At 45.5% G+C, this 12689-nt stretch carries 11 protein-coding genes; 8 read left to right on the plus strand and 3 right to left on the minus strand.

Translation table 11 applies throughout. The features are described from left to right. Position 1: 1 nt before the first annotated feature. The 3 genes from ACO1NU_RS07080 to ACO1NU_RS07090 are packed head-to-tail and all read left to right on the plus strand — an operon-like array spanning position 2 to position 3178. Positions 2-1129: a YncE family protein gene (locus ACO1NU_RS07080; RefSeq protein ID WP_448817775.1), complete on the plus strand. Its 1128-nt coding sequence runs from the start codon at positions 2-4 to the stop codon at positions 1127-1129. A 38-nt stretch (positions 1130-1167) separates the two neighbouring features. Then, positions 1168-2085 (plus strand): PKD domain-containing protein, encoded by a 918-nt coding sequence (locus ACO1NU_RS07085; protein WP_448817776.1) that lies wholly within the window; start codon positions 1168-1170, stop codon positions 2083-2085. A gap of 13 nt (positions 2086-2098) precedes the next feature. Then, positions 2099-3178, plus strand: coding sequence for a YncE family protein (locus ACO1NU_RS07090; RefSeq protein ID WP_448817777.1), 1080 nt, complete (start codon positions 2099-2101; stop codon positions 3176-3178). Between the two features lie 239 nt (positions 3179-3417). On the opposite strand, the gene ACO1NU_RS07095 is transcribed toward ACO1NU_RS07090, so the two are convergent. Both ACO1NU_RS07095 and ispE read right to left on the minus strand, forming a co-directional pair. Further along, on the minus strand, positions 3418-3864 hold the full coding sequence (locus ACO1NU_RS07095) for a hypothetical protein (protein WP_448817778.1): 447 nt from the start codon (positions 3862-3864) through the stop codon (positions 3418-3420). Between the two features lie 231 nt (positions 3865-4095). After that, complete coding sequence (ispE, locus tag ACO1NU_RS07100) at positions 4096-4896, minus strand: 4-(cytidine 5'-diphospho)-2-C-methyl-D-erythritol kinase (RefSeq protein WP_448817779.1); 801 nt, start codon at positions 4894-4896, stop codon at positions 4096-4098. Between the two features lie 110 nt (positions 4897-5006). Between ispE and ACO1NU_RS07105 the strand changes: the two genes are divergently transcribed. From ACO1NU_RS07105 to ACO1NU_RS07120, 4 genes are all read left to right on the plus strand, one after another. After that, complete coding sequence (locus tag ACO1NU_RS07105; RefSeq protein ID WP_448817780.1) at positions 5007-5801, plus strand: thymidylate synthase; 795 nt, start codon at positions 5007-5009, stop codon at positions 5799-5801. Between the two features lie 23 nt (positions 5802-5824). Then, entirely contained in the window at positions 5825-6313 is a 489-nt protein-coding gene (locus tag ACO1NU_RS07110; RefSeq protein ID WP_448817781.1) for a dihydrofolate reductase, read from the plus strand. Positions 6314-6460: 147 nt separating this feature from the next. After that, complete coding sequence (gene secDF, locus ACO1NU_RS07115) at positions 6461-9460, plus strand: protein translocase subunit SecDF (RefSeq protein ID WP_448817782.1); 3000 nt, start codon at positions 6461-6463, stop codon at positions 9458-9460. Positions 9461-9571: 111 nt separating this feature from the next. Next, positions 9572-10876, plus strand: a complete 1305-nt coding sequence (locus tag ACO1NU_RS07120) for an NAD(P)/FAD-dependent oxidoreductase (protein ID WP_448817783.1) — start codon at positions 9572-9574, stop codon at positions 10874-10876. Between the two features lie 106 nt (positions 10877-10982). Here ACO1NU_RS07120 and fbaA read toward each other — a convergent pair whose 3' ends face one another. After that, positions 10983-12062: a class II fructose-bisphosphate aldolase gene (gene fbaA / locus ACO1NU_RS07125; RefSeq protein ID WP_448817784.1), complete on the minus strand. Its 1080-nt coding sequence runs from the start codon at positions 12060-12062 to the stop codon at positions 10983-10985. Positions 12063-12208: 146 nt separating this feature from the next. Here fbaA and ACO1NU_RS07130 point away from each other — a divergent pair. Beyond that, positions 12209-12689, plus strand: a 481-nt coding sequence (locus ACO1NU_RS07130; protein WP_448817785.1) for a carboxyl transferase domain-containing protein, incomplete at its 3' end; no start/stop codon positions are given.

A 12689-nucleotide genomic window follows, 5' to 3' on the forward strand; every position in this document is an offset into this window, starting at 1 on the left:
CATGAAAAAAACACTATATAGCCTGGGTCTCCTGCTGCTTACTCTAACGGCATGCAGAAAAGATGCAGCAGTTGTGCCTGAAGAGGTCGAGCAGGTAAGCTCTCCTTCTGATGCGACGAGCTTCTTCCTGCTCAATGAAGGCAATATGAACATGAACAAAGCTTCGCTTGACCGTTTCGATGCTGCTACAGGAGCTTACCGGCGCAATATTTTTGAGGCAAGCAATCCGGATGTAATCAGAGGTCTGGGGGATGTAGGAAATGACATCAAAGCTTATGGCAGCAAGCTATACGTGGTGGTCAACATATCCAACAAAGTGGAGGTGCTCGACCTTCGCACCGCCCGGAGGATCAGCAAAATCGATATTCCCAACTGCCGCTACGTTTCATTTGATGCCGGCAAGGCTTATGTAAGTTCATACGAAGGAGCCGTGGGGAACACCAATAAGGCCGAAGGGTCTATCGTCAGGATTGATACCGCAACCCTGAGTATTGAAGCGCGGACAAAGGTGGGCAGACAGCCTGAGGAGATCGCCATTGTTGGGAGAAAGCTTTATGTAGCTAATTCCGGAGGCTACAATCCGACCAATTACGAAAGAAGCGTGTCTGTTGTCGACCTCAACAGCTTTCAGGAAATTAAGCGCATTGATGTAGCGGATAACCTGCACCGGGTGCGGGCTGATCAGTATGGGGATGTCTATGTGAGTTCCAGGGGAGACTATTATGGAACACCTTCTAACCTCTTCGTCATCGACACCCGCACAGATCAGGTGAAGAAGGTCTTTGATGTATCAACCAGCAACATCTGGATAGACGGCGATCTGGGCTATGTTTACAGCCTCGAGTGGGACTATACCAAACAACGCAACACAGTCAATTACTCGATTATCAATGTGCGCGATGAGACGCTGGTTGAGGGCAGTTTCATCAAGGACGGAACCGAAAAGAATATTACCAAACCTTTCGGGATCGCGGTCGACCCAAAGACAAAGGACATATACGTGAGTGACGCGAAGGACTACCTGAGTCCCGGCACCTTATACTGCTTCGACAAGAACGGCATTAAAAAATGGTCGGTAATAACCGGAGATATCCCTGCTCACATCGCCTTCATCGGCATGAACAAATAAAAGTCCTTCCGGCACCAGCGATTTTTAAGACAACGAAAATGAAAAACAACAAATATACTGCACTCTTCATCTGCCTGGCAGCAGCGCTCGTTTCATGCAAAAAGAACGACGAGCCTGCCGGTACCAGCCGATACGTCCATACAGTACTCGAATACAAGCCCGCTCCGGGACAGTTCATTAACGAGCAGAACGCAGGGACCCCACAGGCGGCACAGGCTTTGATTGGCGGCACCTCCTCTCTCCTGTCTCTCGGATCTTTCGGCGGTTATGTGATTGTCGGCTTTGACCACTCCATCGAGAATGCTGAAGGAGCAGATATCGGTATTTACGGAAATCCGAATACAGGTGCCGGAACAGAATGGTCTGAGCCGGGGATTGTTTTCGTCATGGAAGATAAGAACGGCAACGGGCTTCCCGATGACGGGGAGTGGTATGAGCTGGCGGGGAGTGAACATACGAACCCGGCAACCATAAAAAACTATCGCATCACCTATTACAATCCGAAGAACAAAACCGATGACCTGACCTGGAAGGACAGCCGCGGAAAACAGGGAAGAGTTCTCCGTAATACTTTTCATCCGCAGGAGTACTATCCTTTGTGGCTCCCTGATCAGGATTCAGTAAGCTTCACCGGAACGCTCCTACCCCCTTCGCTGCGCTCAGAAGGACTCAATACCAATCCACCGTTTGCCTGGGGCTATGCGGACAGCGGTTCAGAGGAGTTCCTGGGATTCAGATCTGAATACGGACGCGGCTATAACGCTTTCGATATATCATGGGCGATAGATAAGACGGGCAAGCGTGTGGACCTGAAGCGTGTGGACTTTGTACGTATCATGACCGCACAGAATAGTAACGGAAGCACCGGAAGCGAAGCAGATGGAGGCAGACAGGTGGGCGAGATCTCCACCGAGGTATCCGGCGTAGTGGACCTTCACATACCTAACAACGAATAATAAAACCAGCAATATGACAAACAACTACTTAAAAAAACTAGCCTTTGCAGTGGCTCTACTCGTGGTAGGCCTGTCTGCATGCAAGAAAGACTCCCTGGAAACGAGCTCTAATCCGGAAACCGCCGGCGTATACCTTTTGTACGAGGGGAGCTATGGAGCGAACAACAGCGGCATTGACTATTACGATCTTAAGACCGGAATAGTCACCCACGACTATTTCAATAAGGTGAATAATCATAGCCTGGGGGAAACCGCCAATCAACTAAAACAATATGGTAATAAGATCTACTGTATTGTTTCGGGATCTACGAACGGCAACAATTCTTATCTGGAGGTTCTTGATCCTTCCAATTTGAAGTCCCTTAGAAGAATTCCTTTTCATAAAGATAAGGATACTTACCTCCCGAGGGCTATTGCTTTTTCTGGAAGCAAGGCTTACGTAGCTTGCCAGGATGGCTATATCAGAAGGATTGACACGGCATCACTGACTATAGACAAAGAACTGAAGGCTGGAGGCACACTCGAGGGCATCGCGATCGCGAATCAGAAGATCTATGCTTCCAATTCGGACTGGTTCTGGGCCGGAAAAGGGTCCACCCTGTCAGTCGTCGACTTGAAAAACTTCAGCAAGTTGAAGGAGATCGAAGTCGGCTCTAACCCCACAAGTGTAGAGGTAGCGCCCGATGGCAACCTGTTTGTTACGGCGCCGGGTATCGGCGGTGGAACGCCCATATTTAAGAAGGTTGATACCCGCACAGACGTGGTGACCTCTGCTCAGAAGTTCGAAACCACTCTTTTTGCTGTGGGAGAAAAAACGGGTTATGCAGCGATAGGGCCGTATGGATCAACCCAGGTCAAGGTATTCAACCTGAGCACCGGCGAACAGGGAAGTAATTTCATCACCGATAACACGGGCATAACGAATGCTAAAGGCATAACAGTCAATTCGCTTAATGGCGACGTTCTGATATCTGATTCGGGCTCCTATCTTGCTACTGAAGGCATGGCTTATTGCTTCAAGTCTGATGGAACGCTATCCTACAAATTTAAGACCGGACAAGGTCCTCAGTATGCGGTGTTTGTTTATAAATAAGCTTTAACTAAATCCCTTTAGATCTGCTTCTTTGCTTATCAGGCATTTAGAAAGCCTGTTGTCTGATGGAGCGACAGCCGGAAGGTCAAACTAAAATGCATTATCATTCCCGGGACTTACTGAGGAGTGGTCAAAAAAAGAGTCGGCTGACGAAATTCGTCAGCCGACTCTTTTTTATTACCGCCGAAGTATCCAGGTCAATGCCCATTGCCGGGATACCGGTGCTTGTCTTAATTATCTTAAAGCTGATACTTGAACTTACGTCCTTGCTTGGCGCCCTGAATCCTTCCTGCCTTGTGTAAAGACGAGAGTTTAACCATAACAGCCTTCAGCAGTTTCTCAGGATCTTTCTCCGGTTCCATCTCCTGAAGCTTAGCGATGATGTCTGTGTTGAACAGGGGCCCATTATTAGCCAGGATGTAGGCAATCTTGCCATCGAGCTTCAAATTGGAAGAATACTCTTCCGGCGCGACTAGCGCCTTTGCAGAATTGCTCTTGCTTGCTTTGCTTGCGCGGCCCGCCTTAGCAGGGCGGACAAGTTCTTCAGTCATACGTTCTTCAGCCTCATCTATAGAGCTGCCGGTAAAGACATCTAATGCTGACTGAGCTTTCTTAAGTTCGTTCTGTAATTTAGTGATTCTTTCTTTCAGGAAGCTGATTACATCCTGTTCTGTCACATTTGCCATCGGTGTGTGCGATTTAGTTATATACGTTCCATTTTAAACGAAACATAAACTAAATAGTTTCATTCAGCGTGTGGAATGTGACTTATCAGGCACACTTACTCAATAAATCTCACACATAATTCTATTAAGTAAACAGAATCACGGGATTGATTATCAACAGAGACTTAGATATTACAAAGAAAGTTAGGAGAGTATCGGTTTCTTCCCTAATTAAACGAAAAAAAATGATGACTAAAATTGATAAACCTGAAACTCTTCAGTAAAGTTTAACTGGTCTGGCACTGATTCAAATATTCCGTATACAGCGGAGCCACTTCCACTCATCGCTGCATAAAGGGCGCCGTTTTCGTAAAGACTCGCCTTTACGCCTCTTATTAAAGTATGCGTTTTAAAAATGGACTCTTCAAAATCATTTTTGATTGTTCCTTTCCATTGTGAAACCGGCTTTTGAATTAATTCAATAAGCGGATATTCAGATGATTGCGGTTTCACCCCACGATATGCCTCTCCGGTTGATACGTGCACGGGAGGCATCACCAGCACGATTTTGTATGCAGAAAGATCCAGGTCGACAGACTGGAACTCATCACCCTTCCCACTTGCAAATACGGGCTTATTCTCAATAAAGAACGCACAGTCGGCTCCAAGTCTGCGGGCATAGCCTTCCATTTCCTCCGTACTTAATCCGAGACTGAACTTTTCGTTAAGCAACTTAATAAAGAATGCAGCATCCGAAGAACCCCCTCCCAGCCCTGCTCCTATCGGAATTTGTTTATGTAAGTGGATACTTAAAGGCGGCAGCTCAAAATCTCTGCTCATCAGCTCATAGGCTCTCAGACACAGGTTCTCATTCGCATGGCCCGGAATAACAATCCCCGAAGAATTGAAACTTAAGCTTTCTGCTTCCACAACTTCTATCGAGTCGTGAAGGGGTATAGGGTAGAAAACTGTTTCCAGATTATGATAGCCGTCGGACCGGCGACTAAGAACATTCAGTCCGATATTGATTTTCGCATTAGGAAACAGTATCATAGTGGATATCTTTGCTGTTAGGCTGGTAAAAATACATTTATTTCCTAAATTCGCATGGCTCGGTCCGGCCTCAATACAGTCAACAGCCGGACACAGATAGAGATTGAGAGATGAAGCAATATATTGAGTTGATGAAACATGTGCTTGAAAACGGCACACAAAAACATGATCGTACAGGGACAGGAACCATAAGTGTCTTTGGACACCAAATGCGCTTTAATCTGCAGGAGGGATTTCCGTTGGTCAGCACGAAGAAGGTACACCTCCGGTCTATCATTCATGAACTCATCTGGTTCCTGAAAGGCGACACGAACATCAGCTACCTGAAAGAAAACAATGTAAGCATTTGGGATGAATGGGCCGACGAGCAAGGAGAACTGGGCCCTGTATACGGACATCAATGGAGATCATGGCCTACACCTGATGGCGGACATATCGACCAGATTACTGATGTAATCAATCAGATCAAGAATAATCCTGACTCCAGACGACTGATCGTTTCTGCCTGGAATGTCGCAGAAATTTCGAAGATGGCGCTTCCTCCCTGCCATTGCTTTTTCCAGTTTTATGTTGCCGATGGCAAGCTAAGCTGTCAGCTTTATCAAAGAAGCGCAGATATTTTTCTGGGAGTACCTTTCAATATTGCCTCGTATGCCCTGCTCACGATGATGATCGCACAAGTATGCGGACTGGAAGCGGGAGATTTCATCCACACCCTGGGTGATGCACATTTATATAATAACCATCTTGAACAAACCAGGCTTCAGATAAGCAGAGAACCAAAACCTTTGCCGAAAATGGTTCTTAATCCCGAAATAAAGGATATATTCGACTTCACATACGAAGATTTTAAACTTGAAAATTACGACCCACACCCGCATATCAAAGCACCGGTAGCCGTCTGATATACATTTCATCCGTAAACCTTATGAGCTTAAGCATTATCGTCGCAATTGACGAGAACTACAGCATTGGAAAGAACAATCAGCTTCCCTGGCATCTTCCTGCCGATCTGAAGTATTTCAAAACGGTTACTTCAGGCCACACCATTATCATGGGCAGAAAAACTTATGAAAGCATGGGGAAAGCGCTGCCTAACCGGCGCAATATCGTGGTGAGCAGACAAAAGGATCTGCATCTTGCCGATGCGGAGCTTGTTCACTCTTTAGAAGAAGCGACAAAGCTCTGTGATGCCAGCGAAGAAGCTTTCATCATTGGCGGATCAGAGATCTTCAAACAGGCGCTTCCATTAATCTCATGCATGTATATTACCCGCATACAACATCAGTTTGATGCAGATACTTACCTGGAGGGAATTAACTGGGAAGAATGGGAAGAGGTGTCGCGGGATGACAGGGAGCCTGACGAGAAAAACCCTTATACATATTCTTTTTTAAAATACCAAAAAGTCTCCTGAAAAACGCAGAGTTTTCTGAATTAAAGAATTTTATAAATTAAAAATTTATTTAGATTTGCCGTCTTATTCAGAATTGCTTACTATAAACCTTCTGAGTAGAAGTATTACAACACAGTACAAAATTTACACTATATACAATTAACAGAAATGCAAGGTAAAGGTTTGATTAAGTTTGCCGCTATCGCATTGACGATTGGATGTTTATATTCCTTATCGTTTACGTGGGTGGCTAAAAAGGTGGAAAATGACGCTCGCGAATACGCGAAGGGAGATCCCGAAAGAGAAAGAGCGTATCTGGACTCAATGGCAACAGAACCGGTTTACAACCTGGGCTTCGCCAAGTTCAACTACCAATACGTTAAAGAACGTGAAATTCCACTAGGTCTGGACCTTGCGGGCGGTATGAACGTCACTATGGAAATTTCCATGGTAGAGCTGATCAAGAACCTGGCTAACCACAATCCTGATGCGACATTCGCAACTGCGCTGAAGAATGCAGAAGGAAGACTGACTACAAGCCAGAAAGACATCGTAACCCTTTTTGGCGAAGAATACGAGAAGCTTAGCCCTAACGGAAAGCTGGCTCCTTTATTTGCAACCCGTGAGAACGCTGCACTGGTAAAGATCGATGCGAGCAACAAAGATGTGTTGAACTTCCTGCGCAGCCAGGCAACCAGTGCGGTTGAAAGATCATTCAACATCCTGCGTACACGTATCGACAAGTTTGGTGTAACATCTCCAAACATTCAGATGCAGCAAGGTACTAACCGGATCCTGATCGAACTTCCAGGTGTATCAGATGCTCAGCGTGTAAGAAAGCTCCTTCAGGGATCTGCACAGCTGGAGTTCTGGGAAACTTATGATAACCGTGAAATATTCGGCTTAATCGAAAGCATTAACAAAACGATAGCGGCAACTCAAAGCACTAAAGATACTGCATCTGCTAAAACTGCTACTGCTGCAAAAGTAGATTCAGCAGCAGGTAAGCTGGCACAACTTGGTGCAAGAAAAGACTCAGCAGGATCTGACACATCTGACCTAGCTGGTGCACAAGCGGCTCAAGCACGTCAGAACCCTCTTTTTGCTGTCCTTGCACCTGCAACTTACCAGGCTGAGAACGGGCAACCCGCTCTTCGTCCGGGACCGGTTGTTGGTTATGCGGCACAAAAAGACACTGCAAAAGTAAATGCTTACCTGAGCTCTCCTGCTGCACAGGCACTGATGCCTCGCAACCTGAAACTTCTTTGGGGAGTGAAACCTATCAGCGCAGAAAGCAAAGTTCTTGAGCTATATGCACTGAGAACTTCCGGCTTCAATGGGGAAGCTGCTATGGCAGGTGACGTAATCACTGACGCCCGCTCTGATGTGGATCAGAATAACAACCCTGAAGTGGTCATGATCATGAACGCTGAAGGATCACGTAAATGGAGACAGGTAACTGCAGCCGCAGCAGCTGATCCTAACAACAAGAAGAGCATTGCTATCGTACTCGATAACTATGTTTACTCTGCACCTACTGTTCAAAACGAAATCTCTGGTGGTATTTCATCCATCACCGGACAATTTACAGCTAACGATACAAAGGACCTTGCAAACGTACTTAAAGCCGGACGCTTACCTGCTCCAGCAAAGATTGTTAGTGAATATGTTGTAGGACCATCATTAGGACTTGAATCAATCAACAAAGGACTTGTTTCGTCTATCGTTGGTGTGATCGTTATCCTGTTGTTCATGGGTCTCTATTACAGCAAAGGCGGATGGGTTGCTAACGTAGCCCTTTTGGTTAACTTATTCTTCCTGATGGGCGTTATGGCCTCTTTAGGAGCTGTATTAACCTTGCCTGGTATTGCCGGTATCGTACTTTCCCTTGCTATGGCGATCGATGCAAACGTACTGATCTATGAGCGTGTGAGAGAAGAGATCTCCAACGGTAAATCCCTGAGACTTGCTGTATCTGAGGGTTTCAGCAAAGCGATGTCCTCCATCCTCGACTCCAACATTACCACTTTCTTAACAGGTGTAATCTTATACGTTTTCGGTAGTGGTCCGATTCTGGGCTTTGCAACTACCTTGATGCTGGGTATTTTAACCTCCCTGTTCTCTGCGATCTTCATCACCCGTATTATCCTCGAGTGGATGCTTGACAGAAAGCAGAACATCAGCTTCTCCATCAAGGCGACTGAAAACCTATTCAAAGATTCCAAGTTCGACTTTATCGCCGGAAGAAAGAAATTCTATGCAATCTCCAGCATCATCATTATTGCGGGTCTTGTGTCCATGTTCACCAGAGGCTTCAGCCTGGGTGTTGACTTCAAAGGAGGACGTTCTTACTTCGTAGAATTTGACAAACCGGTTCAGACTGATGATATAAGAGAAGTATTGTTAACTGAGTTCGGTGCAGCTCCTGAAGTGAAGACTTACGGCTCAAGCAACGAAGTGAAGATCACCACCTCTTTCATGATTGAAAAACAATCTGAAGAGACGGAAGCAATCGTGAGCAAGAAGCTGCGTGACGGACTTTCTAAAATCAGTCCTAACTACGAAATCAAGGATGCTCAGACGGTAGGTCCAACTATCGCCAATGACATCAAGGTATCGGCTGTATACTCCGTTATATTCTCCATCCTGGTAATCTTCATCTACATTTTCGTGAGATTCAGAAGATGGGAGTTCGGTGTATCTGCGATCGTTGCCCTGGCGCATGACGTGCTCGTTCTCCTCTCCATATTCACCCTGTTCAACGGAATCTTACCATTCTCTCTGGATATCGACCAATCATTCATCGCGGCAATTCTAACCGTAATGGGATACTCCATCAATGATACGGTGGTCATCTTTGACAGGATCAGGGAGTACGTGAATGAAGGAAAAGGAAAAGGTCAGAGTGTACCAACGGTGATCAATAACGCGCTTAACAGCACCCTGAGCCGTACGGTTGTAACAGGTATCTGCGTAATCGCCGTATTGATCATCATCTTCATCTTCGGTGGAGAAATCCTGAGAGGATTCTCTTTCGCGATGCTGATCGGTGTGATCTTCGGAACCTATTCTTCACTATTCGTAGCAACACCTTTTGTTGTTGAGCTTATCCGTGAAAAGGAGTTCAAAGACAAAAAAGAAACAAAGGCTGAAGTACATCATCCATAGTCAATTCAGTCAACATCATATCAACGGCATCCACACACAAGTGGATGCCGTTTTTTTATGCCAACATTTTCAGCCAAATAGGGTTAATAATACCATATATCTACACATCATATGGATTCAAGTAATTCTACTACCAATTTTCCGCGTGTGGTTATCATAGGCGGAGGCTTTGGAGGCATTCAGCTCAGTAAGAAGCTGAGAGACAAAGAGGTGCAGGTACTTATGCTCGACAGGCATAACTATCATACGTTCCAGCCTTTGCTCTATCAGGTAGCTACCGGGGGACTCGAAGCCGACTCGATTGCATTTCCTCTTCGCAAAATATTCAAAGGTCAGAAGAACTTCCTCTTCAGAAATGCCGAAGTGAAATCCATCATCCCCGAACGTAAAGTAGTCGACACATCAATAGGTGAATTCCCATACGATTACCTGGTTATTGCCACAGGATCGGATTCGAACTTTTTTGGTTCCAGAGAGCTGGAACATTACACCATGCCGATGAAGACCATTCCGGAGTCTTTGAACCTCAGAAGCATGATCTTGCAGAATCTTGAAGAATCGTTGATCGAGAAAGACCCCGTAAAGAAATCAGCTCTTCTAAATTTTGTTATCACAGGGGGTGGTCCTACCGGAGTGGAACTTGCCGGCTCTATAGCCGAATTAAAGCGCCACGTGCTTAAAAAAGATTACCCCGAGCTGAATATGGACGAGATGAATATCTACCTCGTAGAAGGCTCGCCTGTGCTTCTGGGGCCCATGTCCAAGCAATCTCAGGAACATGCCCGTCAATTTCTCGAAGAACTCGGAGTCGTTGTGTTAACAGATACCCGCGTGTCTTCTTATGACGGAGATAAAATCGTTCTTTCCAATAATCAGGAAATCGCAACCAAGAATGTACTATGGTCTGCAGGTGTGAAGGGAGAGTATCCTGAGGGTATTCCAGCCGATCGTATTGTCAGAGGCGGGCGTATCAAAGTAGATCATTACAACCGGGTAATTGGCTACGATGACATATTCGCTATCGGCGACGTTGCGTCTATGTCTACTGAAGATTATCCTAACGGACATCCCGGAGTTGCTCCTGTAGCTATGCAGCAGGGTCAGCTACTGGCTAAAAACCTCATCAAACTCGTCAACAACGAAGAACCTGAGCCTTTCGAATACAAAGACAAAGGATCTATGGCCACCGTAGGTAGAAACCGTGCGGTAGTGGATCTGGGTAAAATCCGCTTCCAGGGCGTATTCGCCTGGTTCGTCTGGATGTTTGTCCACTTGATGAGCTTAGTCGGCTTCAGAAACAAGCTGGTGGTGCTGGTAAACTGGGTCTGGAGCTATTTCAGTTACGACCGCGGAACCCGATTAATTATCCGGCCATTCAACCGGGAATCAATGACCGAGGACACTGCCAACAAATAGGCATAATGCCCAGGGCAGTCGAGACGGCTTCCACGAAGGGGCTATAAATAAAAAAGAGGCTGATATCCTACGGGATACAGCCTCTTCTTCATAAAAAAGAATAATATTACAATTTGCTGTTTACGTCTAAGCAGTTCAGATCTTCAAAAGCCTGAGAAAGACGTTTTACAAAAGTTTCCTCTCCTTTACGTAACCAAACACGTGGATCGTAGTATTTTTTATTTGGAGAATCCGGACCGTCAGGGCTACCAATCTGAGCCTGCAGGTAACCTTCTTTTGCCTGGTAGTAATCCTTAATACCTTCCCAGAATGCCCACTGCATATCGGTATCGATATTCATCTTTACAGCACCATAAGAGATCGCTTCTCTGATTTCCTCCTGAGAAGAACCTGAACCACCATGGAACACGAAGTTAATCGGCTTCTCAGCTTCCAGACCAAGTTCTTTTCTTAAATACTCCTGAGAGTTTCTAAGGATCTTTGGCTCCAGTTTCACGTTTCCTGGCTTATAAACCCCGTGAACGTTACCAAACGCCGCAGCGATGGTAAATCTGTGGCTGATGCTGCTAAGTTCTTTATAAGAATAAGCTACCTCTTCAGGCTGCGTATATAAACGTGAGCTATCCACGTCTGTGTTATCCACACCGTCTTCTTCTCCACCAGTTACGCCCAGCTCAATTTCTAAAGTCATACCTAAGGCTTTCATGCGCTCAAGGTACCTTTTGCTTATTTCGATGTTCTCTTCGATCGGCTCCTCAGAAAGATCGATCATGTGAGAAGAGAATAATGGTTTACCTGTTTGCTTGTGGAATCTCTCACCATGAGACAACATACCGTCAATCCATGGAAGGAATTTCATCGCAGCATGATCTGTATGCAGAATCACCGCAACACCATAGTGCTCAGCAAGCAAATGTACGTGCTTTGCTGCCGATACTGCACCCAGGATGCATGCGTCAAGCTTGGAATTATCAAGCGATTTACCAGCGAAGAACTGTGCTCCCCCATTAGACAGCTGAATGATTACGGGAGAATTGACAGCTTTTGCTGTTTCCATAACCGCGTTAATGGAGTTCGTACCGATCACATTTACAGCAGGTAAAGCAAACTGGTGTTTCTTTGCCTGCTCGAATAGTTCCTGAACAGCGTCGCCATACAATACGCCCTTATAATTTTTCAGATTCATACTAAATTGTTTTATTTTGGATTTCCGAAATTAAGAATTATAAATAATTCCTAAATGATTTGGATCATAAAATTTAACGCTTTGGCGTCATTATCGAAGTTCTTTTCTTAAAATTTCGTTTCTTTGCAAGCTTATTCCATTAAGACATGGCTTGGTTCAAAAGAGATAAAAAAGGAATTATAACATCTACTGAAGATAAAAAGGAGGCACCTGATGGCATTTGGAATAAATGTCCCAAGTGTAAGAAACCCCTTCATTATGCTGACCAGGTAGAAAATAAGTACGTGTGTCACTACTGCAACTACCATCTGCGTATAGGCTCGGCCGAATACTTCTCCGTGCTGTTCGATAACAACGAATTCACTGAGCTTTCTCCTAACCTGATGTCGGGAGACCCCCTTAACTTCACCGATACAAAGAAATATACAGACCGCATTAAAGACAGCAACGCTAAAACAGGTCTTAAAGACGCTATCCGTGCCGCTCATGGCAAGGTAAACGGTCAAGACCTCGTCATCGCCAGTATGGACTTTAATGTCATCGGTGGTTCTATGGGTACCGTGGTTGGTGAGAAGATCGGCAGATCGATCGCCTATTGCATTGAACGCCGCATCCCCTTCATGATGA

The organism is Arcticibacter sp. (genome assembly GCF_053551015.1).